Raw genomic sequence first — 26880 nt, forward strand, 5'->3', positions numbered from 1 at the left:
GGTCTGCCGGGCCGGCCGCGGCCCCTTCCGCTCAGGAAGGGGCCGCGGCTTCTCGTTTTGCGTCGCGGGGTTCGACACAACGCGCATCGACCCAGCACGAACCGACACAAAAGGGCGGCCCTCCGTTCTTGGGAGGGCCGCCCTTGGGCGTGCAACCCGGACCGTAGAAATCCGGCCGGGGTCAGGATCTAGTAGAAGTGGACCGTGTCCACCACGTGGGGGAGTTCGCCGCCGTCGAGGTAGGTCCGCAGGTTGCTGCAGAACCGTTCGGCGATCAGCCGGTTTTCGGCGGCGCTGAGGGCCGAGGTGTGCGGGGACACCATCACCTTGGGGTGGTTCCACAGCGGGCTGTCCTGTGGAAGCGGCTCCACGGCAAACACGTCCAGGCACGCGTAGGACACCTGGCCGTTCCCAAGCGCCTCCAGCAGCGCCTCCTCGTCCACAACGGTGCCGCGGCCCACGTTCACGAAGACCGTGCCCGGCTTCATGGCCGCGAAGACTTCGCGGCTGAAGAGCTTCTCGGTGGACGGCGTGCCCGGAAGGGTGTTCACGACGGCGTCCGCGGTGGCCAGCAGTCCGGCGAGGCCGTCGTTGTCCGTGACGTCCTGGATCCCGTCGAGCGGCTCCACCGTCCGCTTGGTGCCGCTGACGGTCATGCCGAGTGCGCGGGCGATCCGGGCAGTCTCCAGGCCGATCTCCCCGAGTCCGGTGACCACGAGGTGTGAGCCGTTGACCAGCCGCGTGGGCGTGCGGAGCTCGGGCCAGTTCCTGGCCGCCTGGTCCTGTGCCAGTTCCGCGCTGCGCTTGAACCCGTTGAGGATGCCGAGGGCGGCGAACTCGGCGAGCGGCAGGGCGTGCACCCCGGCGGAGGTGGTCACCTTGAACTTCTGCAGCGTCCCGGCGTCGAGCCCCGATGCCTTCACGGCACCGCCGGCTCCTGCCGCCATGGCGTGAATCCACTCCAGGTGGGCATTGCTGCCGGCGATCCTGGCAAGGCCTGCGGGGCTCTCGTTGGGGAAGCCGTACAGCACCTGGGCCTGGTTGAGCATGTCCCAGTAGCGCTCTTCCTGCTCAGGCGTCCGGCGGAAGTCAGGATCGCCCGCGTGGTCGGCGGGAAAGCGCTCCGGAGGCAACAGTTCCGGCTCGTAGAGGACGGTAACGGAGGGATCTACTGCGCGGATGCGCTCCACCAGCTCTGCTTCGAGCGGGACGGCGATCGCGACGGTGGTTTTAGTCGTCATAGTGTTCATCATACTGAATGGAGGCTAGGATATTGAACAGATTTCAAAGATTGGCCACTACAGATTAGCCACGACGAAGTGAGGCAGCATGGATAAGGACCGGAAGGAAGCCGGCTTTGTGGGCCTGGGCCTGATGGGGGCGCCGATGGCGGCAAACCTCCTCAAAGCGGGTTGGGCTGTCAGCGCCTGGAACCGTTCGCCGGCGGCGCTGGAGGAGATCGAAGCCCTCGGCGGCGCCCGCGTGGCAGAGGTGGAAGAGCTCCGCGACGTCCCGTTCATCATCTTTATGCTCCCGGATCTGCCCTACATCGAAGACGCCGCCGCGGGGCTCCTGGCCAGCTGGTCCGTACACCCGCCCGCAGCCGGAACCGCCGTGGTGGTCATGAGCAGCGTCTCGCCGGCCGCGGTGCAGGACTTCGGGTCGCGGGTGGCCCGGGCAAGCGGAGGAAACGCCGTCGTCGTCGACGCTCCCGTCAGCGGCGGCACCAAAGGCGCCGTGGAGGGGACCCTGGCCATCATGGCCGGCGCCAGCGAGGAGGACTTCCAGCGGCTGCTGCCGCTCTTCAGCGCCATGGGCAGCACCGTGCGGCGGCTGGGGCCGCTGGGGTCCGGGTCGCTCGCCAAGGCGTGCAACCAGCTCATCGTGGGGACCACGACGGCGGCGCTCGCCGAGGCAGCGGAACTCGCCGAACGCTCGGGCATGGACGTCGGTGCCCTCTACGACGTGCTCGCGGGCGGCCTGGCCGGCAGCAGGGTCCTGGACATCGTGGGCCCTCGGCTCGCCGCGAAGGACTACGAGCCCACCGGCCCGGCAAAATTCATGCACAAGGACCTGTCCTTCGTGATCGAGAGCGCCGCCGCCGCCGGTGCCGCCGTGCCGATGGCGGAGGCCGGCGTCGAACTCTACGCGGAACTGAAACGCCAGGGACTGGGGGACCGGGACCTTGCCGTCGTCCGGCAGGCCATCGCAAATCTCGGCGACGTCGCCAGAGGCGGCACGACAGTCACCACAACCGTCAACACCAAGTGAGGATCAGCGAACCATGAGCGGACTTTTTGACCTGACAGGCCGGACCGCACTGGTCACCGGCTCCAGCCGGGGGATCGGCAACGCGCTGGCCCGGGCATTGGCCGACGCCGGCGCCACGGTGGTGCTCAACGGGATCAGCCCCGAACGGCTGAAAGCCGCGGAAACCGCCATGGCCGCGGACTACCCGCCGGGGCGGATCTCCAGCTGCGCCTTCGACGTCACCAGCGACACCGAGGCTGCCCGGGGCGTCGCGTGGGTGGAAGAGAACGTCGGACCGCTCGAAATCCTGGTCAACAACGCCGGCATCCAGCACCGGGTCCCCATGCTGGAGCTGGATGTCGCCGACTGGGAGCGGGTGATCTCCACCGACCTGACCAGCGCCTTCCTCGTGGGCCGGGAGGCGGCACGGCACATGATTCCGCGCGGGCGGGGAAAAATCATCAACATCTGCTCCGTCCAGTCGGACCTCGCCCGGCCCACGATCGCCCCCTACATCGCGGCCAAGGGCGGACTGCGCAACCTGACCCGGGCCATGACGGCCGAGTGGGCCGGGTCCGGCCTGCAGATCAACGGCATCGCACCCGGCTACATCCACACCGAAATGACCCAGAACCTCGTGGACGACGAGCAGTTCAATGCTTGGATCCTGGGCCGTACCCCGGCGCACCGCTGGGGGACCGTGCAGGACCTCGCCGGCCCGGCGGTCTGGCTCGCGTCCGACGGCTCGAATTTCGTCAACGGCCAGACCATCTTCATCGACGGCGGAATGACGGTGGTGGTCTGATGGACACCGTTTTGCTGGGCAGCGTAGTGGAACTTCCGGCCATGGCGGCCGCAGTGGTGGCCCACGCGGCGGGTGATCTCCGGATCGAGGACCTTCCCGTCCCCGCGCCGGCGCCCGATGAGGCAGTCATCGAAGTCGCCTTCGGCGGCATCTGCGGCTCGGACCTGCACTACTGGCTGCACGGAGCCGCGGGGGAATCGGTCCTCAAGGCGCCGATGATCCTGGGCCACGAGATCGTGGGAACGGTCCTCGTGGCAGCCGGAGACGGCTCGGGGCCCGCGGCCGGCACGCGTGTCGCCGTGCATCCCGCCACGCCGGGACCTGGCGCCGCCCCGTATCCGGAGGACCGACCGAACCTTTCGCCGGGTTGCACCTACCTCGGCAGCGCCGCGCGTTTCCCGCACACCGACGGTGCCTTCAGCCGGTACGCCGTCCTGCCCGCCCGGATGCTCCGTCCCCTGCCGGCCGGCCTGGACCTGAGGACAGCCGCGCTGGCGGAACCTGCGGCCGTGGCCTGGCACGCCGTCTCCCGTGCGGGAGATGTGGCGGGAAAGACGGCCCTCGTGATCGGCAGCGGGCCCATCGGCGCGCTGGCCGTGGCTGTCCTCAAGCGTGCGGGGGCGCGGCGGATCGTGGCCGTGGACATGCACGAACGCCCGCTGGAGATTGCCCGCGCCGTGGGCGCGGACTTGGTCCTCAAGGGCGACGATGCAGAGGCCATCGCGGCCGTCGCGGCGGACGTTGTCATAGAATCATCCGGCAGCCACCACGGCCTCGCCTCGGCGATCAAGGGCGCGGTCCGCGGCGGCAGGGTGGTGATGGTGGGGCTCCTGCCCTCGGGGCCGCAGCCCGTCCTGATCTCGCTGGCCATCACCCGCGAGCTGGAGCTGCTGGGCTCCTTCCGCTTCAACGACGAAATTGACGACGTCATCAATGCGCTCGCCGACGGATCGCTGTTGGTGGATCCGGTGGTCACCCACACCTTCCCCCTCGGCAGCGGATTGGAAGCCTTTGAAGTGGCCAGGAACGCGGCGGCTTCGGGAAAGGTGCTGATCGACTTCAGCCCGGATGCAGGGGAGTGAGCGTGGCGGGGACAGCAGCGCCAGGGCGGCGGGGCAGGACGGCTAGGGCCGCGGGACCGGGACGAACACCCTCGGCTGGTCCTTCCACTCAGGTTCCATGTCCGAGATGGTCTCCCGCATGATCCGCTCCGAGGCCTCGCGGGCGGCCGCCGGGTTCCCGGCGGCAATCGCTTCCGCCACGTCCACGTGCCACTGCAGCGCCGTGTCGCGCGGGTGGTCCGGCATCAGGCCGTGCACGGTGCGCCCGGTCAGCGTCTCGGCCACCTGGCCCACCAGGTTGGCGAACATTTCGTTCCCGGAGCCGGTCAGCAGCAGGGAATGGAAGTGGATGTCCAGCTCCAGGAACTTCGGCACATCCCCGGCCCGGCCGGCGTCGCGCATCGCGTGCGAGACGTCCACCAGCTCGCGGCGAATCTCCTCCGGGGCGTTGGCGGCGGCCAGTTCGGCGGCCACAGGCTCGACGGCGGTGCGCAGCTCCGCGAGGGAGCGCAGCTGCGCGCCGCGGCCCTCGCCGGCGAGGCGCCAGCGGATGACCTGGGGATCGAAGGGATTCCACCGGTTGGCCGGCAACACACGGATGCCCACACGCTTGGTCGTTTCGACCAGGCCGAGCGACTGCAGGACACGCACCGCCTCCCGGACCACCGAACGGGAAACCTGGAGTTCGTCTTCGAGGTGCTCTGCCAGCATGATGTGGCCGGCCGGGAGATCGCCCGCCACAATGCGGGTGCCGAGGTGCTCAATCGCACGGTGGTGGAGGCTGGTTGACATAGTCGTAAGCATAGTGGGGCTGACGCGGATCCCGCCGCCGTTTCGCCCCGGACCGGCGCGCAGGGCGCCGGAAATCATAGACTGTTTGTGACGCGCCATATTCCGCCACGTGGGCACTGCTTTCCAGCGGCCCGCGGAAATACGTATGGTTTATTGACAGCCACTGATCCCAAGAAGAAAAGTCCCGCCCCACGCGCGGGACGAACTGCACTCGTTGCACAGAATGAATTGGAGTTTTGATGTCAGCACACATCGGTGTCACCGGCCTTGCGGTGATGGGGGCCAACCTCGCCCGCAACCTGGCCCGGAACGGCTTCACCGTTGCCCTGCACAACCGGTCCGTCGAGAAGACCGACGCCCTGCTGGCGAAGCACGGCCAGGACGGCGACTTTGTCCGCACAGAAACCCTGCAGGAGCTCGTCGACTCGCTGGAGAAGCCGCGCCGCGTGCTCATCATGGTCAAGGCCGGCAAGCCGGTCGACTCCGTGATCGAGCAGCTCGAGCCGCTCCTGGAACCGGGCGACATCATCATCGACGCCGGCAACTCCCACTATGAGGACACCCGCCGCCGCGAAGCCGCGCTCGCCAAGAAGGACCTGCACTTCGTTGGCATCGGCGTCTCCGGCGGTGAGGAAGGCGCCCTCAACGGCCCCTCGATCATGCCCGGCGGCTCCAAGGAGTCCTACGACGCCCTCGGCCCGCTGCTGGAGAAAATCGCCGCGCACGTCGACGGCAAGCCCTGCTGCGCCTGGATCGGCACCGACGGCGCCGGCCACTTCGTCAAGATGGTCCACAATGGCATCGAATACGCCGACATGCAGGTCATCGGTGAAGCCTTCGACCTGCTGCGCTCCGGCGCGGGCATCGAACCGGCGGAACAGGCAAAGATCTTCGAAGAGTGGAACAAGGGCGAGCTCGCCTCCTTCCTCATCGAAATCTCCGCCGAGGTCCTCGGCCACGTGGACGCCAAGACCGGCAAGCCGTTCGTCGACGTCGTCGTGGACGCCGCCGGCCAGAAGGGCACCGGCCGCTGGACGGTCATCTCCGCGCTCGAGCTGGGCTCCCCGACGTCGGGCATCGCCGAATCCGTCTTCGCCCGCGCCCTGTCCTCGCAGGCAGAGCAGCGTGTGCTGGCCCAGGAACTGCTGGCCGGCGGCGAGGCCGCCGTCGAGGTCCCCGAGAGCTTCGTCGAAGACGTCCGTCAGGCGCTCTACGCCTCCAAGCTGGTCTCCTACGCCCAGGGACTGGACATGCTCACCTCAGCGGCCAAGGAATACGGCTGGGACCTGAAGCTGGACGAGATCGCCTCCCTGTGGCGCGGCGGCTGCATCATCCGCGCCGAGCTGCTCAAGGAAATCACCAAGGCCTACGCCGCGGAGGAGAAGCCGGCCAACCTGCTCTTCGCCCCGGCGTTCACCAAGGCCATCGCCGACGTCCTTCCGGCCTGGCGCCGCGTGGTCTCGACCGCCGTGCAGCTCGGCATCCCGGTGCCGGTGTTCTCCTCGTCCCTGGCCTACTACGACGGCCTGCGCCGCAAGCGCCTCCCCGCCGCCGTGATCCAGGGCCAGCGCGACCTCTTCGGCGCGCACACCTACGGCCGCGTCGACGCCGAAGGAACTTTCCACACCCTCTGGGGCGAGGACAAGTCCGAAATCGAGGCAGTGGACACCCACTAGTCCCTCGACCGACACCGACGGCCGGTGCTCCCGTTACTCTGGGAGCACCGGCCGTTCGCGTTTCCCCAGGAAACCCGTCCACACAGCCGTCCACGTCGCCGACCCAGGAGTGCAGCAGATGACCCAGCCCGTAGCATTTGTCACCGGTGCCTCCACCGGAATCGGTTTTGAGACCGCATGGAAGCTCGCGGGCCGCGGTTTCACCGTCTATGCCGGGGCGCGGCGCGTCGAGAAGATGGAGCCCCTCAAGGCCCACGGGGTGACGGTCCTGGCGCTGGACGTCACGGACGAGGAGTCCATGGCCGCCGCCGTCGGGCAGGTGATTGCCGACCACGGCCGGGTCGACGTCCTGGTGAACAATGCCGGCTACGGTTCCTATGGATCGCTGGAGGAGGTGGAGCTGGCCGAGGGGCGGCGGCAGTTCGACGTTAACCTCTTCGGGCTCGCGCGCATGACCCAGCTGGTGCTCCCCGGGATGCGGGCGGCGGGGCGGGGGAGGATCATCAACGTGTCCTCGATCGGCGGAAAGATGTACGAGCCGCTGGGTGCCTGGTACCACGCCACGAAGTTCGCGGTCGAGGGCCTCAGTGATTCGCTGCGGATCGAACTCAAACCCCACGGCATTGACGTGTGCATCATCGAGCCGTCGGGAACAGAATCGGAGTGGGGCGCCATCTCCGGCGACAGCCTGCTGGCCACGTCCGGCCACGGGCCCTACATGGACCAGGCGAAGGTGGTCGCGGCGGCGCTGGCTTCCACCGTGGGATCCTCGATGTCCACGCCGCCGGACGTCATCGCCGATGCGATCGTCCACGCCGCGACGTCGCCGAGGCCCAAGACCCGCTATCCGGTGGGCAAGGGCGCGCGGGCCGTCCTGCTGCTGCGGCGGCTGCTGCCGGACCGGGCATTCGACGTCGTCATCTGGAGAATCTACAAACGTTTTCCCGCGTAGCCTCTCCAGTTTCCGGCAAGGAAGCTCCGGTCAGATCCGGTATTCGATCAGGTATTCGGCCGGGTCGACGGCGGGCTTGGTTTCGCGCTGTGCGTCCCGGTGCCGCCACGTGGCCGGCACGCCCGTGAGGATCGATTCGGCCGGGGCATCCTTGACCACCACGGCGTTGGCGCCCACGGCGCTGTCCCGGCCGATGGTGATGGGGCCCAGGATCTTGGCTCCGGCGCCGATCACGACGCGGTCCTCAATGGTGGGGTGGCGCTTGACCTTGGCCAGGGAGCGGCCGCCGAGGGTCACACCGTGGTAGATCATGACGTCCTCGCCGATCTCGGCGGTTTCGCCGATGACCACCCCCATGCCGTGGTCGATGAAGAAGCGGCGGCCGATCGTTGCGCCGGGGTGAATCTCGATCCCGGTCAGGAACCGGGCCAGCTGCGAAATCAGCCGTGCCGGGAAGCGCAGCGCCGGGTTCTGCCACATCCGGTGCGTCACGCGGTGGAACCAGATCGCGTGCAGGCCGGAGTAGGCAAAGAAGTTCTCAAAAGAACCTCGAGCCGCCGGGTCGTGTGACCGGGCGGCGTCGAGGTCTTCCTTCAGTCTTGCGAAGAAGCTCACAAAGACCTTTCTACGAAATCTTGGGACGGGGCCGGGCTCAGCCGCGGATGTCGTCGTACAACACGGTGGAGATGTAACGCTCACCGAAGTCGCAGACCACAGCAACAATAAGCTTACCGGCGTTCTCCGGGCGCTTGGCCAGTTCCAGGGCCGCCCAGACGATCGCGCCGGAGGAGATGCCGCCGAGGATGCCTTCCTTGACACCGAGCTCCCGGGCCACGCGGACGGAGTCCTCGAGGGTGGCGTCGAGGACCTCGTCGTAGACGTTGGTGTCCAGGATTTCCGGGATGAAGTTGGCGCCGATGCCCTGGATCTTGTGCGGGCCCGGGGCGCCGCCGTTGAGGATGGCGGAGTCCTTCGGCTCGACGGCGATGATCTGCACGTCGGGCTTGCGCTCCTTCAGCACCTGTCCGACGCCGGTGATGGTTCCGCCGGTGCCGATGCCGGCGACGAAGATGTCCACCCTGCCGTCGGTGTCGGACCAGATTTCCTCGGCCGTGGTCTGGCGGTGGACCTCGGGGTTGGCCTCGTTGGCGAACTGCTGGGCCCAGATGGAGTTCTCCGTGTTGGCGACGATCTCCTGGGCCTTCTCAACGGCGCCACGCATGCCCTCGGAGCCGGGAGTAAGCACAATCTCGGCACCGTAGGCGCGGAGCATGACGCGGCGTTCGGTGGACATGGTTTCCGGCATGGTCAGGATGACCCGGTAGCCGCGGGCGGCGCCGACCATGGCCAGGGCAATGCCCGTGTTGCCGGAAGTGCCTTCAACGATGGTGCCGCCGGGCTTCAGGGCCCCGGCCTTCTCCGCGGCGTCGACGATCGCGACGCCGATCCGGTCCTTGACGCTGTTTGCCGGGTTGTAGAACTCCAGCTTGACGGCCACAGTGGCGTCGAGTCCTTCGGTCAGCCGGTTGAGCCGAACCAGCGGGGTGCCGCCAATCAGCTGGGTAACATCGTCATAGATCCGTGCCATGGGTGTCTGCGCCTGTCTGTGGGAGGGGAATACTGAGGTCAGCCTAACGAGGGCCCGCAGGCCCTAGCTAAGCATTAAGCCATGCAGAGTAATATTTCCTGGCCTTGGCCAGCTTCGGATTGATGATCACCTGACAGTAGCCCTGCTCCGGGAACTTGGCGTAGTAGTCCTGGTGGATTTCCTCGGCCCGGTGGAACACGGGCAGCCGGCTGACTTCCGTGACGATCGGATGCGCCCACAGCGACTGGTTCCGGCCGATCGCCTCCTCAAAGAGGATCTTTTCCTCGGTGGTCTCATAGAACATCGAGGAACGGTACTGCGTACCGACGTCGTAACCCTGGCGGTTGAGCGTGGTGGGGTCATGGAGGGCGAAGAACATGTCCAGGACAACCTCCGCCGGGATGATCTCCTCATCAAACGTCACGGCAACGACTTCCGCATGGCCGGTAGTTCCGGAGCAGACGGCGTAATAGTCGGGGTTGCGGTCGTGGCCTCCGGTGTAGCCCGAAACGACCGCGCTGACACCCTTGGTTTTCTGGTAGACGGCGTCGAGGCACCAGAAGCAGCCTCCGCCGAGGACAAAAGTTCTCATGCACTGTTCAATGGTCGAAGGGCCCCGTTGATTCCCGGGGTCTGCGGGGCCAGCCGTTCAATAGGGTAAAAATGTGGGTATGGAACCTGTAAACACCGATGTTTCAGCCAGCCCTTCCGAAGGAAGCGACGCTGCCGGCAACGGATCAGCGGAAACGCCCGGGGCCCCCACCCTGGGCATGATCCTGCTGGCCGTCGAGGAGCTCTGGCCGGAATCCCTCGCCGAGGACTGGGACGAGGTGGGCCTCGTGGCAGGCCACCCCTCCGCCGGGGTGAGCAGGATCCTCTTCGCCGTCGATCCAACCCTTGAAGTGATCGAGGAAGCCATCGAGTTTGGCGCCGAATTGCTCATCACCCACCATCCCCTGCTGCTGAAGGGCGTCACCTCGGTCGCGGCCACCACCGCCAAAGGCCGGGCCGTGCACCGCCTGATCGAATCAGGGACCGGCCTGCTGACAGTGCACACCAACGGTGATTCCGCTGTCGGCGGCGTTTCGGATGTCCTGGCCGACGCGCTGGGACTGCAGAACGTCGCCCCGCTGAGCCCTGCGGCGAACGGCCTGCCGGAAGAAGGTATCGGGCGGGTCGGGGACCTCGAGGACGTCCTGACCCTGGGCGACTTCGCCGCCCGCGTCTTCGGCATCCTGCCCGCTGTCGCCGGCGGAGTGCGCGTGTCGGGGGACCGGGACGGGCTGGTCCGCCGCGTGGCAGTCTGCGGCGGCGCCGGGGATTCGCTCCTCGGCGAGGTCCGGGCCAGCAACGCCGACGTCTTCCTGACCGCGGATCTCCGGCACCACCCGGCGTCGGAAGCGCGTGAGGCGGCAGTCAACGACCGGCCGTACCTGATCGACGTTTCCCACTTCGCCAGCGAGTGGCTGTGGCTGCCGGCTGCCGCCGAGGCGCTGGGCAACGTGCTGAGCGACCAGGGCCACGACGTCGAGATCCGGGTCAGCACCACCAACAGCGATCCGTGGGACTTCATTCTGACTCCGGGCTAAGACTGGCGTGCGAGGGGCCCCGGGTGAGCGTAGCGAGGCCGGGGAGCACGCTAGGCGCTAGAGTCTAGGGAGCGCCTACTCGGTGCCCGGCTCCGGCCGGAAGGGAACAAGCGGAGGTAAATAGTGGCCAAGGCAGCACCGGCGGAACAGTTGAAGTTGCTCGAATTGCAGGGACTTGATGCGAAGCTCAAATCCCTGTTCAACCGCCGCCGAAGCCTTGAAAGTGACTCCCGGATCACCGATCTGGAAGCTGCCCTCAGCGTGGCCAACGGCGAACTCGGTGCCGCGAAAGTGGCCGTCCACGACGCCGAACTCGAGCTCAAGCGTGCCGAGGCGGACGTGGAGCAGGTGGCCTCCCGGATTGAACGGGACGAAGCGAAGCTCAACAGCGGCACCGGCCTGTCCAAGGACCTCGTTGCCCTGCAGCGCGACCTTGTGTCCCTGAACAAACGCCGCTCCGACCTCGAAGACGTTGAGCTCGAAGTCCTTGAGCGGCTGGATGCCCTGCGCCTGCGCCAGGCCACGCAGCAGCAGATCGTGGACGACATCCAGGGCTCCTTCGGCTCCATCCGTGCCGAGCTGGACGAGAAGCTCGCGGAGATCGGCGCCGAAGCCACAGTCGTGCGCGGCCAGCGTGCCGAATTCGCCGACGGCCTGGATGCCGGGCTGCTGGCGGTCTACGAGAAGACCCTGGCCAAGCGCGGTGTCGGCGCGGCCCGCCTCTTCCACGGAACATCCGAGGGCTCGGGCATGCAGCTCAGCCCCGGCGACCTGGCCGAAATCAAGGCCGCCGCCGAGGACGACATCGTGTTCTGCCCGGATTCCGGCTGCATCCTGGTCCGCTCCGCCGAGTGGAGCGGGCCCAACCTCCCGACTGTCTAGCGGTCAGGGAACGTTTTGGGGGCCCGAAACGGCCCCTGTCGCGGGCTAGTTGGGCAGGATGATGTTCAGGGTGTGCGGCTTCCGGGCCGTGCCCTCCACCAGTTCCGTGGTCCACTTTTCGGCCGCCGCGTTCCGCAGCTGGGCGGGAGTCTGCGGCGCCTTGCCCCGGCGGGTCAGCAAGTGCCGGGCGAGTTCGCCCCGGGTGTGCTTGGCGAAGTGGCTGACCACCTTCCGCACGCCGTCGACCTCGGTGAACACGTTCACCGCAACGGTCTGCGGCGGCGGGGGAGTCCATGCGGCAGCGTAGGTGCTGGAGCGGCAGTCCACCAGGAGTTCGCCTGCCGTGGCGGCCGCGAGGGCCTCAGTGAGCTGCGGCTTCCAGAAGGACGCCAGCCGCCCGACGCCGGGCAGCGCGGTGGCCATTGACAGCCGGTAGGCAGGGACGCTGTCGCCGAAGCGGATGGCACCCCAGAGCGCGGAGATGACCAGCACGGATTCATCGGCCTTGCGCTTCTGCGCCGTCGTCAGTGAGTCATAGCCCAGCGCGTCGTACAGCACCCCGGAGTAAACCTGATGGGCGGGCGCCGCCGGCTCGGCGTGCAGCCGCGTGTTGCGTTCGACGTCGGCCTGCAGCGAGGCGCCGACACCCAGGAGCGCCAGGGCGTCCTCGTGGGCGCTGACCGTTCCGAGCCCCTCCAGCACCTTGGCCCGGTAGGCGTTCAGTCCGGGGAAACTCAGGGACGCCCAGTCGACGGCGTCGCCGGCCGTGGCGGGGGTCTTGCCTTCGGAGGGCGGCAGCAGAATCAGCACCGCACAATCTTAGCGGTCCAATTCCGGCGCGGGTTCAGGCGAGGTTGCTGCCGAGGAAGGACAACACGTCGGGGAGGATGGAGCGCCAGTAGCCGTCGTCGTGGCCGCCGGGCCGGAAGCCGCCTTCGACGTCGCCCGGGAGCTCTGCGCGGTACGCACGGACGGTGGCGGCAAGGTCGTCCCCGGTGCCGCAATCGATCCTCTTGGGCAGCGCCGCGAGCCGGGGCCGGAGCGCGAACACGTCGTTGGCCGCGAAGTCGGCCGGCCCGTCGAAGGCACCCTCGATGCGCGAGTCGTAGTTGTCCCACACCGCCGGACTCATGGCCGCGACGGCCCGGAGCCCGGGCAGCCGGCCCTGGGAGGCGAGCAGCAGGGAGCCGAAGCCGCCCATGGAGAGGCCGAAGAGCCCGATCCGGCCGAGGTCGAATCCCTGGCCGCCCAGATAAGGAACGAATTCCTTCACCAGCATCGACTGGGTGTCGCTGCCGTCCGCGCGGGCATGCCACCAGGTGTTCCCGCCGTCCACAGCCGCCACACCAAACGGCGTCCCGCCGGCATCAAGGTGCCGTTGGAGGGCCTCGTGGGCTGCCAATCCGTCCAGCAGGACTTTGTGGCTGCCGCCGAGCCCATGCAGGAACACTGCCACTGGCAGTTGCGGCTGTGCGCCGCCGGGCGGCATGTCCGGTGCGGCCACGGCCCAGTGGCTGGTGACCCCCGGGCGGTAGGCGGAGACGAACGAGCCGCTGCTGGTCCGGACCGTCAGAGGCGCGGCGGGGGCCGGCGTCGCGGTCGTCGTCGGGCCGGCGGGCGCTGCGGGGGACGTGATATCGGGCGCGGTGTCTGCAGTGCAGGCCGCCAGCGCGGAGGCGCCAAGGCCGATTCCGGCCAGCTCAAGCAGCCGGCGCCGGGTCAGGTCGGACTGGTCCATTCCCCGATCATAGGCCTGGCCGCCGGACGTGTCGCCGGACGCGTCCCCGCTGACCGTAGAATGGACAGCGGATGGGTTGACCAGGCGGCCGCGCGTCACGCAAGTGGCTCGAGGAACGTCCGGGCTCCGCAGGGCAGGGTGGTGGGTAACGCCCACTCGGGGTAACCCGCAGGCCAGTGCCACAGAGAACAGACCGCCTGCATGCCGCGCGTGCTTGCACGGGCTGCAGGGCAGGTAAGGGTGAAACGGTGGTGTAAGAGACCACCAGCTTCCCGGGTGACCGGGAAGGCTAGGTAAACCCCACCCGGAGCAAGGCCAGACAGGACACGTTTGAGGGCTGCCCGCCCGAGTGTCCGGGTAGGCTGCTGGAGGGCGTCGGCAACGGCGTTCGTAGATGGATGGCCGCTACTCCCACGCCGGTAACGGCGCGGGAACACAGAACCCGGCGTATCGGTCAACCCATCCATTCACCTAGCCCCTTTCGCCCGGATATCCGGGGATTTTCGGCCATTTCTAGGGCTTCTAGCCCGCCACTACTAGGGCCTATTTGAGTGGATTTGATTGGTTCTGGCGGGGCCATTTGCCCCTCATTTGCCCCTCGCTATTACCACTACTCGGGCAGGAAGCCCGGCAGTCGTGCGCCCCACCTCATCGCCCGGAGGTGTTCGGGGCAGCGCCGGTACTCCTCGATGTCCCATTCGGAGTCGGTGACGCGGCGGACGTTGCCGGCTGGGACCCATGCCCAGTGTGGGCGGTACTCGTCGTCCCGCCACGCGACAAGGATGTGGGACGGGTTCCAGCGGGAAGCCAGCGCATAGACATCGACCGTGGCGCCGTCGGCCAGGGGGAGAGTGGCCATGATCTTCGGGTACTTGCCGTACTCCCACGACTTGATGTTCTCCTGGTCGCGGGCGCTAACCGTGACGCCTTGCCCCCACACGTAGGCGTGCCGGATTTCCCGGCCGCGCTTGATGATGGGGTTGGCGATTCCGAAGATCCGGCCCATCTCCGCGGCCCGGGTGAGGCCGTCCCGGGTGAACTCCTGCGCGTACTGATCGGACAGCCGCTGCCAGCCCTCGCTTTCGCGGGAGAGCTGCAGCTTAGCCAGGGATTCTTCGAGCCGGTACTGCAGGGTTGCAACCTGGCCCTCGTAAACCTTGAGCTCGGACGTGGTGGCGGCCTCCTGGAGGCCGAACAGCTGGCGGAACATGCCCACTCTGGCCTCCTAGACCGGGCTGATTGACCAGCCCTGTTCGTTGTAGACGTCGTAGACGTCAGGTTCGATGACTTTGCCCTGGTTCAGAATGGGCAGGAGCAGCAGCCGGTTGACGGCCTGTGACAGTGCGTCGATGGTGTCGTCGTGGGCGCTGTTGGGGAAGTTCTTCGCTTCCTCGATGAGCTCTTCGACGTTGGGTAGGAGCTCGGCCTCCGGGAGGACGATATTCCGTGACTCGGCCAGGGGCGAGATGGCTGAAGCGCGGGCGTACTTGCTGCCTTCGGGCTCGATGGGGATGAGCCCGAATACCCGTTGCGACAGTGCATTCATGACCGCCGGGCCGTTGGCCTTGTCCTCCACAAACTTGGCCACGGCTTGCGGCCACTTTGCGGACATGTCAAGGATCGCCTGGCACGTAGCTGTGAAGTTCAGCCGGGCCCGGACCTGATCGAGCAGGTACACGCTGTTACCGACCCGCAGCCAGACCTGCCCGACGACATAGTCACTGGACTTGGTGTCCTTGAACGCCAGGTCCCAGGACTGCACCAGCTCGTGGTCGTCGCGGCCGATGCCGGCCACGCGGCGGGTTCCGTCGTCCGCGACCGTCCACATGGGCTTGGAGTAGCGGGCCCACTCGGCGGGGAACACGCCGCCAGTCTCGGGGGAGGGGCGGCCCTGGTAGAGGCTCGCCCATGTCCGGGCACCGGCGGTGGCTTTGCGCATGAGCCACTGCTTGAGCGTGCGGCCGCGGGCGGAGACCATGAACTCGCCGGGCTTGCGGCCGAGCGGGTCAGTCTCGCCCTTTTCCGGCCGGTGATCGGCTTGGGCGGGGATGTTCAGGACCTTCCAGCCCGCTTCCTTGTCCCGTTCGGTGAGGCGGCCGGCGAGGTCGTCCTGATGCCAGCGGGTGAGGATCACGATGACTGGGGCGCCGGGGGCGAGGCGGGCCGAGGCCGCGTCCGTCCACCAGTCCCACACGTTGTCCCGGTACGTTTCGGAGTCCGCCTCTTTGCGGTCCTTGATCGGGTCGTCGATGATCATCATGTCCGCGGGGCGGCCGGTCACACCTGCACCGATACCCACGGACAGCACGCCGCCTTGGTGCCCGGCGAGTGTCCACTCGTGCACGGCGCCGTTGTCCTGGGCAATGGTGAGATCCAGTGACTGTGTGGTCTGGATCCGGTTGCGGATGGCCCGGCCGTTGCGGTTCGCGAGGTTCTGCGCGTACGAGGCGGTGACGATGCGGAGGTCCGGGTTTTGGGTGAGGCACCAGATGGGGAAGTCGTTGGCCACTCGGACCGACTTGCCTTCCTGCGGGGCCATGCAGATGATGAGCCGCGAATCGGGGGTGTTGAACGCTTCCACCAGGGCGGCGTCGATCAGGTCCAGTGCCGGAGTCTGGATGGTCTTCGGGTTCGTGTCCCGTGCCATCGCGCCCGGTGTCTCCCACTTCGATTCCCGCGGCTCGAACATGCGGGCAGCTGCTTCCCACATGTTCACAGTCACGGCGCCTCCAGTCGTTACTCGGGGGATGCCTCGGCGCTATTGGCTGCGGACTCGCTGAGGCGGAGAATGTCTCCGATGAGAAGGTAAGTTCCGGTAATGTAGCGGGACGCCTCGTAACGCGTCACTTCAGCATGGGCTCCTTTATGGCCAGCATCGGCAAACGCGTCAAGCCGATTGCCCAGGAATTCCAAGTCGCGGCGGATGACGTCTTTCGGAGTTGCACTCAGCTCATGTTGCCGGTTTATCCAATCGATAAGCCGATTGATGTACTTGTCGTCCGTCATCTTGATGTTGCCAACGGGTTCCCCAGCTGGGCGAAGTTCGTCGGCCACGGCCTTGATTAGCCGTCGGCAGGCTCCCGCGGCGTTGGCCCAGTCCTCTGAATTGCTCGAGGAGGCGTTTTCAAAGGCGCTGGCGAACTTAACACTCGCAGTCGGCACGAGCGAGGAAATTTTGCCATCTACTTCTTTCCGCAGGACAGCGAAGGCCGATTCCATGGCCGCACCGAATCGGAGTTCAACGTTCTTTTCACTCACGTACCCGTGGACGGCGCCGAGGATCCTACCGAGCAGGTCGCTGCGAGTTGAGATGAACTGCCTAAGCGACGTCCGCTCCCTACTGTTTCCAGAAGGGGCAGTGACGAACTGAGATGGATTCGCTGACGAAACACTCACTGGAGCATCTGCCGCGGCTCCCAGTTGAAGCCTTGCGGACTCGACATCGGCCTGGATCATATCCACCGAGTCGGTCCAGAAAGTCTCTTTGCCAGCGTCCTTTGATGGGGCGTGGCGGCGCGAACGCTTGGCCGCTTTCACCTGCGAGGCGTTCAGGCCCCCGGTGACTGTTCGAAAACCGTCGATCTCATGGCCGAGCCATGAGAGGGCTTCATCGTCATCGAGGAGGCGGGCGAGTCTGCTGGCACGGCGGATTTGGTCTGCCAGGGTGAGCCTGGACATTTCGATGTCTTCCAAGAGCTGGTCGGACAGAAGCGCCGCAGATGCAACCCGGTCGGATGCCATGAATAACTCGTTTCCCCTCGATGATTCTTCAACCTTCGAATGGTACTCGCTCAGCTCGGTCTATCGACTCCTCCTTGACGCTCTGGTCCATGTGTCTTCCCTCGTCCATCTGAGGGTTGCTTTGTTGTCGTTACACGCTTAGGCAGGCAGCCAGCGTATTCGCCTGTTCCGTCTGGCGGCATGAAGTGGACGGTTACTGGCTCTCCCCGCGTGTGCGGTTGTTGGCCGGGGGCGGTCACCGTCAGCGGGCTGCGCAGGAATCGAACCTGCGGGCGGTCAGTGCGCGTCTACCGTTCAGCCCTCCCGCCATCCCCGGGTCTCGGCGGGGGCGGTGGGCTATTCAGTTGTGGTCTGCGGGTTTGGGCAGGACCGTCCATTGCAGGCGCCAGAAAGGTTACGCCCGGCCGGCCTTCACCGTGTACGTGTTTCGGTGTTGACCCTCACCGCATGACAAAACCCGCCACCATTGGGGGAGTGACGGGCTCTGCTCGGCACCTGTTCGTCTTTCGACAGAAGATGCATCATGAACAAAATACCCTTACAAGCGACACTTGGTCAAGAAGCTAGCACAACTTGTTTTTGTGTCGCCTGTTCTTTGCGTCCCGTGGGGGTTGCCAGGTACGTGGCCAGCACGTCAGCTGCGGTGTAAAGCGCCCTTTTTGTCGCCAGGTCACAAGCCACAGGCTCGAGCTTCCCGCGGTGCACCCAGACGTCCGCTTTGCCGATGTCCACCTTCGCGTGGCCCGCCCCGGACAGTGCCCGCACGATGCTCGGCAGGAACGTAGCCACATGCCACGCCTCCGCAATGATCCACTGCTGCCGGGCCCGGACGTCATCCACCGCCCCGCAAAGCCGGCACTTCGCAACACGGCCGCCAACGATCGCTGTCATGATGCCGGGGCATTCCGTGCTGCATTGTCCCAGGCTGATGCGGTCCGCGGCGCGGTCGCTGGCCCAGCGGCAGGTGTTGAGCGCGTCGCGGAGTTCCTGCTTGAGATCGCCAGCCCATGGCTGTTTCCGGATCTCGGGCATCTGGGTGATGAGCCAGAGCGCAGTCTTGACCGGGTCATTCTCCGGATGAAGCTGGGGGAGGTGGTTCGCCCAGCCGCCGAGCACGATCCGCAACGTCTGGGCTTTGTCGAGGGCGTCCAGGTTGGCTGCCGGGCGTGGTGCTTTGTGCCCGGATGAACCGACTGATGCGCCGCCGACGTCGAGTCGGGCCCCGGTGGTCTGGATGTCCTGCCATACGAACGGGGCCTCACGCAGGTCCGCCTCGAGTTCGGTGGCGCAGCGGTGGCAGAGTGTCACCCCTTGCGCATTGGTTGGGTGATCCCCGCCCGTGCACATAGCCTGCTCAACCGCCACTTATTCCCCCTCCGAGACTAACGCTTGTCACTCACTATTCTAGCAACTCCAAGTTGCTTGTCGGCCTATGGCATGCCGCCGCGGATATGATTCGGCCATGGAAATTATTGGGGAATCCGCGCACCGCATGCTGGCCTACGTGGAGGCGGTCAACAGACAGAACCACCCGCTCACCGAGGGTGAATTCGTTGCGTATGCAGACGGCTGGGACCAGAAAGTCACAGTTTCCGGCGGCGCCACCACTCTAGCCGCCACTTACGCTTCCCTCCAGAGTGCGGCCACTTTTGCCCTCTGGGGTAGTGGCAGGCGTGAGGTGGAACCCTTGCTCAGCTACCTCGTCCGGCTGAAGTGGATGGTGACAGATGGTAGCCACGTCGACATCACGAAGCTCGGCAAGGCAGTTCTCCGCGAAGCAAACTCGCCGCTGCCTGCGTCAGACGTTGGGTCCACGCTGGAAGTAATTATCGACCCTGACAATCCGTTCGCCTATGCCCAGTTGATGGCCAGGATCGGGAGCTTCGACGCGTGCATGGTGGTTGATCCTTACCTGGAGCAAGACCAGCTGCTGACATTGGCAACGTTTCCATCGGTCAGAAGGATCCTCACAAGCAATAACAATTCGAAGAGGAAGGCGCCGGCTTTCGCCGTCGTATTGAGCTCGGCCCCACACCTCGAGCTCCGGATGGTCGAGCAGAAAGTCTTGCACGACCGCATTGTCATGCCATCAGAGGGGAGCGCTCTGATGCTGGGATCGAGTCTGAACTCCATCACACGGCGCTTCGGTGTGGCCACGCCACTTGAAGAGTCGTCGTCACGCATGATTCTCAAGCACTACGAGGAGATATGGTCTGGCGCCGTTCCGGTGGAGGGGGCGCCCGCAGAGTCTGCCCCTGCCGTGACGGGCGCGACAGTTGACGATGGGACGGGAGCCTAGACTCCAGCGGCAAGCGCACGGAGTTCACGCGGAACGATCTCGGGCACCAGCTGCTGCTGTTCGGGGGTGAGGCCGAGCGCTCCAAGGATCCGGCGGATCACGTCGGCGACGAGAAGGCCCTGTGATTCGGCGAGCTTGACCTTCCGCTCCTCGATACCTGCCTTCAGTGCCAGGGCACAGACCTTGGCGAGGTGCTCGCGTTCCTTGAGGTAGAGCTGGTACCAGACGTTGGGGTCGGCTTTCTCGGTGACGGTGTCCACGGGCCCCTGCGGGCCGATGCCATTGTCCGTCTGCGTCCGACCCCACACGAGGTCGTTGGCTTCGAGTTCCTGCACCTTTTCGCGGAGCCAGGCAACGTGGCCGGCCGTCCAGTGGATCTCATCCAGCAGGGCCTTGCCCGGGTCGATGTCGATGGGAAGGCCGAGGGTGCGGACGGCGCGGGTCATGGTGTCCCGAGCCTCCTGCTCCGCCACGCGGCGGGCAGCCGCCGCCTTCGCCTGGGGGCTGGACCCACCCATGGCGCCAGCATCGCGTAGCGCCATCGGTGGGGGAGTTCGCGCACGTCTTGCCCGCCTGCTTACCCCGGAGCTTCGCCCCGCATTTGGTATCGGTTTGCATTGAATATCCTTTCGATCGCCGTCAGACATTAAGCCTCTAGCGATATTCCGCTAATGCGTCAGATTTCCTTCTATTTCCACTAGTTTCCGCGAGTTTTGCTGATAAATGAGAAGGAATGTGCAGGAATAGGAAGCTGGGGATGCACCAAATTATTCGGTCCCCGCATATTCGAGATTGCTCCGTGCGGGCGTAGTGCACGACGCGGGATGAGAACGTCGTTTCCCGTCGGTACACTGGAACAGCGGGCCAACCGGCGCGTTAAAGTCGAACAGCCAACAGCTCTACATCCTGCGAAGATTAGATGAGCTGTCGGCCGTTCATTGCAGTCACATGAATCATGTGACGTTCTCATGTTATGCATCTGTTTGCGTTCACGCAATTGCACACACATACACCTGGGACGTTTCATGGCGCCGTGGCTCCGATTTAGGAGTTCAACCTTATGCCCCATAAGAAGCACCTCTGCCCTGAATGTCAGCACTGCGCCCACCGGATCAGTATCTGGGGTCCCGTCATCGTACTGGTCCGCACGATTGCCGCCGTGGTTCTCCACTGGCTTCTCCGGTAGACGCAGACCCGCCGGCCCGCCGTGTAAGGCGTGTTGGTCGGCGGGTTATGCCGGTGCCGCCAGAGCCCCAGGATCGTTGGGTCATTCCTGATAGAACACCTTCGGCTTGATGCCGAGTGTCTGCCGCAGCCAGCCCCAGACACGCGCCCAGAGTGGCAACTTCGGAGGCTGCGCTGTGTCCAGACTCTCAAACGTCGAATCGCTTTCGAGTTTCAGCATTCCAGGGACTCTGGCTGGTCGATACCATGACCTGCCCGCGTTGTCGCGAAATCGGATGTCGACCGCTTCCTCAATCGTTAGCCCTTCGGTCTTGGGCTGACTTGGGATGGTCTTTCGACCGCCGGGAGGAAGCACCGGGATCTGCGAGAATTTCGCACTCCCGAGCGACCAGTGAAACACGCCGACTTCCCATATGGGCTGATCAGAAGCGTTCTGGACAACCACCTTGCACGTAGTTTCCGAGATGGCGCCCTCCACAATCTCAACTTTTTCGACTTCGAGCCACGCCGCAACGCGCTCAGCTTGGTTTCTAATCTGAAGATCCTTAGCCTTACCTTCCTGAAGCTTGCGTGCGTTATGCTCGCGGACGGTAAGCCAAACAGATACGGCACCAATCAGGATCGCGACTATGGTAGCGCCGACGGTGCCAATCGCCGAGGCCCAGTCGGTGGCCATTGGCGACTCTTCCGGGGCGATGCATTTCATCACGAGGGGTGCATTGGCTACCAGATCATCCAAGGTGCATGTCGTTGTATTCACGCCGACCATCCTCCCATCCGTCGTCCGAAGTATCCGGCACTCGGTCGCCTACCGGTGAGCGGACTAGGTTGATTGTCGGTAATCAGTCGTTACGGGTTCGGCACTCGTCCTTGTCGCGGCCGGTGAGGATTCCCCTGATCTTGGCGTAGTTGAATACGCCGGCCCCCCAGTCGACTTCCATCGCGTGGAGGGCTTGGAGGTTGCGACGCTCCGCCTCGCATGGCGATGGCGCGGTGGGCGATGTGGAGGTGCTTGTCGGCATCGGGGGCTTCCATCTCTCGGCTTGCTTCGTTGGGGTCGAGACTCTTCGCGGTGCGGCCGCATCACTGGCCCGAAGGGGCAGTGTTCCATGGGTAGACTCAACCGTGATTTGAGCGCCTGTGGGACACACGTGGCGGCCGGTGGCCGTCATCAGGCGGGCGGCTCTTCGTACTGCAGGACAACTATGGGGACGGATGGATTTGCTATGGGCGACTTCGATGAACTGGTGAAGTGGATAAAGGATTGGGGTCCCCTTATCCTGTCTGCGGCCGCAGTGGCCATATCCATCTGGGTTGCATCGCGGACCCGCTGGTTCCAGCGGCGGCAACTGCTCACGAGTCAGCCTGACTTCTCGGCCGAATGGCATGAGGTGGACGACCGCCGAGTCACCTCTTTGAAGGTCACGAATATCGGAAACGCCCCCGGTTTCGGGCTCAGTGCTTCGCTGGCCGCAGATCCGCACAAGCTGATGGGGTTGACCGAGGATTTCAGCGGGCCGATCCAGAAGGACGAGTATGTGCTCATCAATAGCACGATTGACCCTGACCGGTTCCAGTACGGTTTCCCGGGGCCCCAGGTTGATGTGAGGCGTCCGGACGTCATCCTTGAGTGGCACGACGTCTACGGGCAGCCCCATCGCAAGGTCTTCAAGCACGAGGCCGTCCCGCTGGTGCGTTCCAGGGGCGAGGCCACGTGGCAAGCCCTGGCCACCGACCCGATGGTGTCGAAGTCCGGCCCGAAGAACTCGGTGCGCTACGAGGACAAGGGCGTGGTTCCTTTTGTGAAGCCGCGCTTCTTTGCGGGCCGCTGGGTTGGCCGCCAGGAGGAATGAGGTCCTGCTCATCCTTTGGCCCCTTCCGGGTCGATAGCGGCGGCACGGGCACGGAGCCAGTCCATGTACGGGCCTTGGTACTCCCACGCTTCGTCGATATGGGTCCACCGCCTGCCGTCGCGCCGGGCCAGCTCGTCAAACTCGCCAACGCCGATGTTGTCCTCAAAGTCGGTCGCCGCTTCCTCCAGCGCCTCGGCTTTGGCTTCCACCACGGACCCGAACCCTTCATCAGTCAGAGCCTCGGCCATTAGCTCGCCGTCCAGGGCAAGAACTGGTTGATCGAAGATGACCAGTTCAAGGCCGAAAAAGCACACGAAAAACTTGGCGGCCAACTTCTCACGAAGTAGCCGCACCCAATGAAAGGCAACCCAATGGCAGAAGGACAGTCTCTCCGCGCACTCATCAAGAACCTCCGCGGCGAACGCAACAACCTCGAACTCTCCCGCGACTGCGGCGGCATCCCCACCCAGTCCAGGCTGCAGCAGATCTCCACTGCACCGATCAAGCTCTTCCCGGACCCCGACACCCTCCGCGGTCTCGCCCGCGGACTCAATGTCACCGTCGGCGAAGTCATCGGCGCCTGCGCGAAGGACCTTGGCCTGAACATGGGCGGCCCCGACGAGTCAGCTCTCGTGCTGGCCGGCGCCCGTGACCTGCCCGAATCATCACAGACCGTACTTATCAGCATGTCGCGGGAGTTGCAGCACCTCGCGGCCGCGGCGAAGGCTTCGCCCTGATCCTGTCGGACCCTCGTCGTAAGTTCTTGCCCTATGGGGTTCGAGCTGAAGGCGGAAGAGATGGGCGTGCAGATTGTGCCCGGCTACCCTCCCCGCGGTTGGTGGGGAAGCTACGACCCTGATCGCCACCGCATCACGTACCGGCCCGACCTGGGCTACATCCAGCGCCGCTCCACCGTTTGGCACGAACTCGGCCACGCATACTATGGACATGTCGGGTGCACGCCTCGGCAGGAGCGCCAAGCCCGCATGTGGGCCGCCCGGCACCTCATCCGACCGGCCGCGTTCGTTGAAGCGGCACGCATCACGGACGACCTCCTCAGCATCGCCCACCGGCTCGCCGTCATGCCCGACGACGTCCGCCACTTTGAGCAGTCCCTCACTCTGGAGGAGCTCATCCACCTCCGCAAACAAATAGATGGGAGCCGCCATGACTGAGGTAGACCAGCGAATCCTGCGCCTCGCAGTGGCGCCGTTCAGATACCCGGCCGCCCGGGAACGTCGGGCCCGGGAGGAGTTCGACCTCTCCGGGGTGCGGTTCTGGCAGGAAGTAAGTCGGATCCTCGACTTGCCCGATGCTCATGCCTGGGACCCGCACACCGTTGCCCGCCTCAAAGTGCAGCGGATCCAGCGCCGCCGGCCAGCCCTCGCGGGAAGGCTGCTGTAGTGGCCCGCGTTGAAGACAGGTGGATCCGGAAGGACAAGACGCGCACTCCTTTATATGGGAAGGGTCTGCGGTGGCGGGCCGAGTGGACGCCGCCCGGGGAATCGAAGCAGCGGCAGAGCTTCGCCACGAAAGAAGCGGCCAAGGCGTTCCTCGCCGAACAGGTGTCAGCCATGAACCAGGGCCCATATGTGCGGACGCGGACGAAGGTGCTGCTCGCTGACTACGCGGAGCAGTGGAAGAGGGATCAGCTCCACCACCGGGCATCGTCCCGGGAGCAGGTCGAGGCGAAGATGAAGCTCTACATCATCCCCAGTCTCGGGAAGATGGCCTTGGACTCGGTGCGCCGTGAAGACGTGCAGGCGGCGGTGGGGGAGTGGGCGGAGTCTTTGGCGCCGTCCACGGTCAAGGTGACCTACGGCTACTTGGCGGCCATGTTCAAGGCTGCGGTGCTGGATGGGAAGGTGCAGAAGACTCCGTGCATATCTATACGGCTCCCGAAGATCGAGCCGGAAGCTGTCGTGCCGCTCCGCACCGAAGTGGTGCAGCGTCTAGCCTCGGAGATCTGGCGTCCGTACCGCCCGATGGTCGTGTTCTGCGCGGCGACCGGGCTGCGCTCCTCCGAGCTGCGCGGGCTGACCTGGGACCGGGTCGACTTCGACAACTCCATGATCAGCATCGACCGGCAGCTTATCGGGAACAACTCAAGCGATCCCTCATGGGGGCCGCCGAAGACGAAGGCCAGCCGCCGGCGGATCCACATAGGTGACCATTCCATGCAGGTTCTCAAGAACTTGAGGGAGGAGCCTGAAGGCGTCGGGGGCATCGTCTTCCACTCGGCCGGCCGGGCGATCACCAGGCACACGGCGGGGGAGGCATGGCGGCACATCCGCGACATCGTTCCCGGCGCTGGGACAGGGTGGCACGAGCTCCGGCATTATCACGCCTCACAGCTCATCGCGGGGGGCATGTCACCGGTGGCCGTGGCCCACCGACTGGGCCACAAGGACGCCACCGAGACGCTGAAGACGTACGCCCACCTGTGGCCCGACGATGACACCAAGGCAGCGGCCCTCACCGATGGTCTGGTCAGGCTCGATACCCCTGATTTGCCCCTGACCTAGCCCGCATCCCAGCATTGGCGCCGAATCAGCCAGAACCCGGCGTATCGGTCAACCCATCCATTCACACCCCCAAGAAGCCCTGTCTACCCTGCCGCGTGCCGCCCACCTGCCGCGTTGCAGGTAAATCCAGATGCTTGACATCATCCCCGCGAAACTACAGACTTCACTCAGCGCTTGGGGGCGGCGTTTCGGCGATGGTTGAGGAGTCAGAGTGCCGGATGACGCAGCATACGACTATGTGATCGCCGGGGGCGGGAGCGGCGGCAGTGTTCTGGCGGGCCGGCTCAGCGAAGACCCCTCAGTCCGCGTCCTGCTGCTCGAGGCCGGCAGATCCGACCGCCATCCCCTCATCCACATCCCCGCAGGCTTCCCGAGGCTGAAGAACGGGCCGTACCAGTGGGACTATGCGAGCATTCCGCAGCCGCACAGCAACGGCCGTCGTATCCCGCTGGCCCAAGGCAGAGTGCTGGGCGGCGGCGGGTCCATCAACTCCCAGGTCTTCACCCGTGGTGTGGCTGAGGACTACGACAGCTGGGTCAAGGATTTTGGTTGCGTGGGCTGGTCCGCCGACGAGGTGAAAAGGTACTTTGTGCGCTCGGAGTCGAACAGCCGGCTCTCGGCACCCCACCACGGGACCCAGGGCCCGCTTGGAGTCTCCGACCTCCTGCGTCCCCACAAGCTCTCGGCGGCCTTTGTGAAGGCGGGCCAGGAGTACGGCCTGCCCTACAACAGCGATTTCAATGGCGTCGAGCAGTACGGCGTCGGTTTCTACCAGACCACCACGAAGAACGGCCGCCGGTGCAGCGCGGCTGTTGCCTACCTCAAGCCCGCCCGCCAGCGGCCCAACCTCACCGTCCGCGCCAATGTGACGGTATCCAGGGTGATCATCAGGAACGGCCGGGCAGTCGGGATCCACGCGATCGAAGGCGGGAGCGCACGGACGTACAGCGCCAACCTCGAGGTGATTGTCTCGGCCGGCGCCTTCGGTTCACCCAAGCTGCTGCAACTGTCCGGCATCGGCGACCCGGAAGATCTCGCCGCCGTCGGCATCGATACCGTCCATGCCCTGCCCGGCGTCGGCAAGAATCTGCACGATCACTGCGACGTGGACATCGTCTACGAACTCAAGGACTACAACAGCCTGGACCGGTTCAACCAGGTGCGTCCAGCCACGGTCATGGCCGGTCTCGAGTACCTCGCCTTCCGTTCGGGACCCTTCGCTTCAACCCTCGTCGAGGCCGGCGGCTTCAGCTACGCCAACCAGGACGAGAAGACCCCCGACCTGCAGTTCCACTTCCTGCCGGCCGCCCGGGCGGGGACGGGCGGTACTGCCTTGAAGCCCGGGTTTGGTGCCACGCTGAACTCGTACTTCCTGCGGCCCCGGAGCCGGGGAACGGTTCGTCCCGTATCTTCCGACCCCGGCGCAGCGCCCCTTATCGATCCGAACTACCTCGCGGACGACTACGACCTGGAGATGGCCATCGCGGGGGTGCAGCAGAGCCGCCAGATCATGGAGCAGCCCTCGATGACGGCGCTCACCAAGGCCGAACACATCGGCGACGGCAGCCGGGTGAAAACCCGCGACGAGTACGTGAAATTCGTGCGCTCCTACGGCCGGACCTCGTACCACCCCGTGGGCACCTGCGCCATGGGAACCACGGACGACTCCGTTGTCTCGCCGCGGCTCAAGGTCCATGGCCTCGAGGGATTGCGGGTCGTTGACTCCTCAATCATGCCCCGGCTGGTGAGTGCCAACACGCAGGCGCCGACCATCATGATCGCCGAAAAAGCCTTCGACATGATCCTCGAGGACGCCGGCTAGGGGAGCCGAACTGCCGGCCGGGCCGGGGACCGGATCCCGGGTCGCACAGCCCGCACGGGGCACCTGCGTCTCCGGGCCGGCGGGCCGGTGTGAGTCATTTCACGCACTCCCGGGGCCGGACT

At 65.6% G+C, this 26880-nt stretch carries 28 protein-coding genes and 1 other RNA gene; 15 read left to right on the plus strand and 14 right to left on the minus strand.

What is annotated here, in order from left to right; all coding sequences use genetic code 11:
* Positions 1 to 188 precede the first annotated feature (188 nt).
* The gene (locus AC1DF4_RS13470) at positions 189 to 1253 is read right to left on the minus strand and encodes a D-2-hydroxyacid dehydrogenase (protein ID WP_476913359.1); all 1065 of its coding nucleotides are present in this window, start codon (positions 1251 to 1253) and stop codon (positions 189 to 191) included.
* Between the two features lie 76 nt (positions 1254 to 1329).
* Here AC1DF4_RS13470 and AC1DF4_RS13475 point away from each other — a divergent pair, with 76 nt between their 5' ends.
* From AC1DF4_RS13475 to AC1DF4_RS13485, 3 genes are read left to right on the plus strand one after another with little or no spacing between them, the layout of a single operon-like run.
* The gene (locus AC1DF4_RS13475) at positions 1330 to 2271 is read left to right on the plus strand and encodes an NAD(P)-dependent oxidoreductase (RefSeq protein WP_476913360.1); all 942 of its coding nucleotides are present in this window, start codon (positions 1330 to 1332) and stop codon (positions 2269 to 2271) included.
* A 13-nt stretch (positions 2272 to 2284) separates the two neighbouring features.
* Entirely contained in the window at positions 2285 to 3055 is a 771-nt protein-coding gene (locus AC1DF4_RS13480) for an SDR family oxidoreductase (RefSeq protein ID WP_476913361.1), read from the plus strand.
* Positions 3055 to 4137: an L-idonate 5-dehydrogenase gene (locus tag AC1DF4_RS13485; RefSeq protein ID WP_476913362.1), complete on the plus strand. Its 1083-nt coding sequence runs from the start codon at positions 3055 to 3057 to the stop codon at positions 4135 to 4137. The genes AC1DF4_RS13480 and AC1DF4_RS13485 overlap by 1 nt, the downstream gene beginning before the upstream one ends.
* A gap of 42 nt (positions 4138 to 4179) precedes the next feature.
* On the opposite strand, the gene AC1DF4_RS13490 is transcribed toward AC1DF4_RS13485, so the two are convergent.
* Positions 4180 to 4908, minus strand: coding sequence for a FadR/GntR family transcriptional regulator (locus tag AC1DF4_RS13490; protein WP_476913363.1), 729 nt, complete (start codon positions 4906 to 4908; stop codon positions 4180 to 4182).
* 239 nt (positions 4909 to 5147) lie between these two features.
* Between AC1DF4_RS13490 and gndA the strand changes: the two genes are divergently transcribed.
* Together gndA and AC1DF4_RS13500 are read left to right on the plus strand one after the other, a co-directional pair.
* Entirely contained in the window at positions 5148 to 6584 is a 1437-nt protein-coding gene (gndA, locus tag AC1DF4_RS13495; RefSeq protein ID WP_476913364.1) for an NADP-dependent phosphogluconate dehydrogenase, read from the plus strand.
* 118 nt (positions 6585 to 6702) lie between these two features.
* Positions 6703 to 7536 carry an oxidoreductase gene (locus AC1DF4_RS13500; protein WP_476913365.1) on the plus strand — a complete coding sequence of 278 codons (834 nt, stop codon included), beginning with the start codon at positions 6703 to 6705 and terminating at the stop codon, positions 7534 to 7536.
* 30 nt (positions 7537 to 7566) lie between these two features.
* Here the strand turns inward: AC1DF4_RS13500 and epsC are convergent, their stop codons facing one another.
* From epsC to msrA, 3 genes are all read right to left on the minus strand, one after another.
* Positions 7567 to 8151, minus strand: coding sequence for a serine O-acetyltransferase EpsC (gene epsC, locus AC1DF4_RS13505; RefSeq protein WP_441406654.1), 585 nt, complete (start codon positions 8149 to 8151; stop codon positions 7567 to 7569).
* Positions 8152 to 8188: 37 nt separating this feature from the next.
* Complete coding sequence (gene cysK, locus AC1DF4_RS13510) at positions 8189 to 9124, minus strand: cysteine synthase A (protein WP_476913366.1); 936 nt, start codon at positions 9122 to 9124, stop codon at positions 8189 to 8191.
* Between the two features lie 67 nt (positions 9125 to 9191).
* Complete coding sequence (msrA, locus tag AC1DF4_RS13515) at positions 9192 to 9716, minus strand: peptide-methionine (S)-S-oxide reductase MsrA (protein ID WP_476913367.1); 525 nt, start codon at positions 9714 to 9716, stop codon at positions 9192 to 9194.
* A 79-nt stretch (positions 9717 to 9795) separates the two neighbouring features.
* Here msrA and AC1DF4_RS13520 point away from each other — a divergent pair, with 79 nt between their 5' ends.
* Together AC1DF4_RS13520 and AC1DF4_RS13525 are read left to right on the plus strand one after the other, a co-directional pair.
* Entirely contained in the window at positions 9796 to 10713 is a 918-nt protein-coding gene (locus AC1DF4_RS13520) for a Nif3-like dinuclear metal center hexameric protein (RefSeq protein WP_476913368.1), read from the plus strand.
* A gap of 123 nt (positions 10714 to 10836) precedes the next feature.
* Complete coding sequence (locus AC1DF4_RS13525) at positions 10837 to 11595, plus strand: zinc ribbon domain-containing protein (RefSeq protein WP_476913369.1); 759 nt, start codon at positions 10837 to 10839, stop codon at positions 11593 to 11595.
* Between the two features lie 45 nt (positions 11596 to 11640).
* Here the strand turns inward: AC1DF4_RS13525 and AC1DF4_RS13530 are convergent, their stop codons facing one another.
* Positions 11641 to 12405 (minus strand): YaaA family protein, encoded by a 765-nt coding sequence (locus AC1DF4_RS13530; RefSeq protein ID WP_476913370.1) that lies wholly within the window; start codon positions 12403 to 12405, stop codon positions 11641 to 11643.
* Positions 12406 to 12439: 34 nt separating this feature from the next.
* Positions 12440 to 13333, minus strand: coding sequence for an alpha/beta hydrolase (locus AC1DF4_RS13535; RefSeq protein ID WP_476913371.1), 894 nt, complete (start codon positions 13331 to 13333; stop codon positions 12440 to 12442).
* Between the two features lie 72 nt (positions 13334 to 13405).
* On the opposite strand from AC1DF4_RS13535, the gene rnpB reads away from it, so the two are divergent.
* Positions 13406 to 13799, plus strand: an RNA gene (gene rnpB / locus AC1DF4_RS13540) — RNase P RNA component class A.
* A gap of 144 nt (positions 13800 to 13943) precedes the next feature.
* On the opposite strand, the gene AC1DF4_RS13545 is transcribed toward rnpB, so the two are convergent.
* The 4 genes from AC1DF4_RS13545 to AC1DF4_RS13560 form a co-directional block, all read right to left on the minus strand.
* Complete coding sequence (locus AC1DF4_RS13545) at positions 13944 to 14549, minus strand: hypothetical protein (protein ID WP_476913372.1); 606 nt, start codon at positions 14547 to 14549, stop codon at positions 13944 to 13946.
* Positions 14550 to 14558: 9 nt separating this feature from the next.
* Positions 14559 to 16055 (minus strand): phage terminase large subunit, encoded by a 1497-nt coding sequence (terL, locus tag AC1DF4_RS13550; protein WP_476913373.1) that lies wholly within the window; start codon positions 16053 to 16055, stop codon positions 14559 to 14561.
* Between the two features lie 14 nt (positions 16056 to 16069).
* Positions 16070 to 17074 carry an AbiTii domain-containing protein gene (locus AC1DF4_RS13555; RefSeq protein ID WP_476913374.1) on the minus strand — a complete coding sequence of 335 codons (1005 nt, stop codon included), beginning with the start codon at positions 17072 to 17074 and terminating at the stop codon, positions 16070 to 16072.
* Between the two features lie 555 nt (positions 17075 to 17629).
* A complete protein-coding gene (locus AC1DF4_RS13560) occupies positions 17630 to 18382 on the minus strand; it encodes a hypothetical protein (protein ID WP_476913375.1) in 753 nt (250 codons plus the stop codon).
* Positions 18383 to 18536: 154 nt separating this feature from the next.
* On the opposite strand from AC1DF4_RS13560, the gene AC1DF4_RS13565 reads away from it, so the two are divergent.
* A complete protein-coding gene (locus tag AC1DF4_RS13565) occupies positions 18537 to 19373 on the plus strand; it encodes a hypothetical protein (RefSeq protein ID WP_476913376.1) in 837 nt (278 codons plus the stop codon).
* On the opposite strand, the gene AC1DF4_RS13570 is transcribed toward AC1DF4_RS13565, so the two are convergent.
* Together AC1DF4_RS13570 and AC1DF4_RS13575 are read right to left on the minus strand one after the other, a co-directional pair.
* Positions 19370 to 19891, minus strand: a complete 522-nt coding sequence (locus tag AC1DF4_RS13570; protein ID WP_476913377.1) for a hypothetical protein — start codon at positions 19889 to 19891, stop codon at positions 19370 to 19372. The genes AC1DF4_RS13565 and AC1DF4_RS13570 overlap by 4 nt on opposite strands.
* Positions 19892 to 20640: 749 nt before the next feature.
* On the minus strand, positions 20641 to 21318 hold the full coding sequence (locus AC1DF4_RS13575; protein ID WP_476913378.1) for a hypothetical protein: 678 nt from the start codon (positions 21316 to 21318) through the stop codon (positions 20641 to 20643).
* A 466-nt stretch (positions 21319 to 21784) separates the two neighbouring features.
* Between AC1DF4_RS13575 and AC1DF4_RS13580 the strand changes: the two genes are divergently transcribed.
* On the plus strand, positions 21785 to 22411 hold the full coding sequence (locus tag AC1DF4_RS13580) for a hypothetical protein (RefSeq protein WP_476913379.1): 627 nt from the start codon (positions 21785 to 21787) through the stop codon (positions 22409 to 22411).
* Positions 22412 to 22419: 8 nt separating this feature from the next.
* On the opposite strand, the gene AC1DF4_RS13585 is transcribed toward AC1DF4_RS13580, so the two are convergent.
* The gene (locus AC1DF4_RS13585; RefSeq protein ID WP_476913380.1) at positions 22420 to 22743 is read right to left on the minus strand and encodes a hypothetical protein; all 324 of its coding nucleotides are present in this window, start codon (positions 22741 to 22743) and stop codon (positions 22420 to 22422) included.
* Between the two features lie 39 nt (positions 22744 to 22782).
* Between AC1DF4_RS13585 and AC1DF4_RS13590 the strand changes: the two genes are divergently transcribed.
* The 5 genes from AC1DF4_RS13590 (at position 22783) to AC1DF4_RS13610 (ending at position 26758) form a co-directional block, all read left to right on the plus strand.
* The gene (locus tag AC1DF4_RS13590) at positions 22783 to 23148 is read left to right on the plus strand and encodes a hypothetical protein (RefSeq protein ID WP_476913381.1); all 366 of its coding nucleotides are present in this window, start codon (positions 22783 to 22785) and stop codon (positions 23146 to 23148) included.
* A gap of 33 nt (positions 23149 to 23181) precedes the next feature.
* Positions 23182 to 23586: an ImmA/IrrE family metallo-endopeptidase gene (locus AC1DF4_RS13595; RefSeq protein ID WP_476913382.1), complete on the plus strand. Its 405-nt coding sequence runs from the start codon at positions 23182 to 23184 to the stop codon at positions 23584 to 23586.
* Positions 23579 to 23815 (plus strand): DUF3263 domain-containing protein, encoded by a 237-nt coding sequence (locus AC1DF4_RS13600; RefSeq protein ID WP_476913383.1) that lies wholly within the window; start codon positions 23579 to 23581, stop codon positions 23813 to 23815. The genes AC1DF4_RS13595 and AC1DF4_RS13600 overlap by 8 nt, the downstream gene beginning before the upstream one ends.
* Entirely contained in the window at positions 23815 to 24936 is a 1122-nt protein-coding gene (locus AC1DF4_RS13605; RefSeq protein WP_476913384.1) for a tyrosine-type recombinase/integrase, read from the plus strand. The genes AC1DF4_RS13600 and AC1DF4_RS13605 overlap by 1 nt, the downstream gene beginning before the upstream one ends.
* A gap of 211 nt (positions 24937 to 25147) precedes the next feature.
* Complete coding sequence (locus AC1DF4_RS13610; protein ID WP_476913385.1) at positions 25148 to 26758, plus strand: GMC family oxidoreductase; 1611 nt, start codon at positions 25148 to 25150, stop codon at positions 26756 to 26758.
* Positions 26759 to 26880 lie beyond the last annotated feature (122 nt).

Source organism: Arthrobacter sp. 05N429, from assembly GCF_056397045.1.

Excerpts from the sequence above, each read along its gene's own strand:
- AC1DF4_RS13470 (WP_476913359.1), bottom strand. The coding sequence starts at position 1,253 with ATGATGAACACTATGACGACTAAAACCACCGTCGCGATCGCCGTCCCG.
- AC1DF4_RS13475 (WP_476913360.1), top strand. The coding sequence starts at position 1,330 with ATGGATAAGGACCGGAAGGAAGCCGGCTTTGTGGGCCTGGGCCTGATG.
- AC1DF4_RS13480 (WP_476913361.1), top strand. The coding sequence starts at position 2,285 with ATGAGCGGACTTTTTGACCTGACAGGCCGGACCGCACTGGTCACCGGC.
- AC1DF4_RS13485 (WP_476913362.1), top strand. The coding sequence starts at position 3,055 with ATGGACACCGTTTTGCTGGGCAGCGTAGTGGAACTTCCGGCCATGGCG.
- AC1DF4_RS13490 (WP_476913363.1), bottom strand. The coding sequence starts at position 4,908 with ATGTCAACCAGCCTCCACCACCGTGCGATTGAGCACCTCGGCACCCGC.
- gndA (WP_476913364.1), top strand. The coding sequence starts at position 5,148 with ATGTCAGCACACATCGGTGTCACCGGCCTTGCGGTGATGGGGGCCAAC.
- AC1DF4_RS13500 (WP_476913365.1), top strand. The coding sequence starts at position 6,703 with ATGACCCAGCCCGTAGCATTTGTCACCGGTGCCTCCACCGGAATCGGT.
- cysK (WP_476913366.1), bottom strand. The coding sequence starts at position 9,124 with ATGGCACGGATCTATGACGATGTTACCCAGCTGATTGGCGGCACCCCG.
- msrA (WP_476913367.1), bottom strand. The coding sequence starts at position 9,716 with ATGAGAACTTTTGTCCTCGGCGGAGGCTGCTTCTGGTGCCTCGACGCC.
- AC1DF4_RS13520 (WP_476913368.1), top strand. The coding sequence starts at position 9,796 with ATGGAACCTGTAAACACCGATGTTTCAGCCAGCCCTTCCGAAGGAAGC.
- AC1DF4_RS13535 (WP_476913371.1), bottom strand. The coding sequence starts at position 13,333 with ATGGACCAGTCCGACCTGACCCGGCGCCGGCTGCTTGAGCTGGCCGGA.
- AC1DF4_RS13555 (WP_476913374.1), bottom strand. The coding sequence starts at position 17,074 with ATGGCATCCGACCGGGTTGCATCTGCGGCGCTTCTGTCCGACCAGCTC.
- AC1DF4_RS13565 (WP_476913376.1), top strand. The coding sequence starts at position 18,537 with ATGGAAATTATTGGGGAATCCGCGCACCGCATGCTGGCCTACGTGGAG.
- AC1DF4_RS13570 (WP_476913377.1), bottom strand. The coding sequence starts at position 19,891 with ATGGGTGGGTCCAGCCCCCAGGCGAAGGCGGCGGCTGCCCGCCGCGTG.
- AC1DF4_RS13580 (WP_476913379.1), top strand. The coding sequence starts at position 21,785 with ATGGGCGACTTCGATGAACTGGTGAAGTGGATAAAGGATTGGGGTCCC.
- AC1DF4_RS13590 (WP_476913381.1), top strand. The coding sequence starts at position 22,783 with ATGGCAGAAGGACAGTCTCTCCGCGCACTCATCAAGAACCTCCGCGGC.
- AC1DF4_RS13595 (WP_476913382.1), top strand. The coding sequence starts at position 23,182 with ATGGGGTTCGAGCTGAAGGCGGAAGAGATGGGCGTGCAGATTGTGCCC.
- AC1DF4_RS13600 (WP_476913383.1), top strand. The coding sequence starts at position 23,579 with ATGACTGAGGTAGACCAGCGAATCCTGCGCCTCGCAGTGGCGCCGTTC.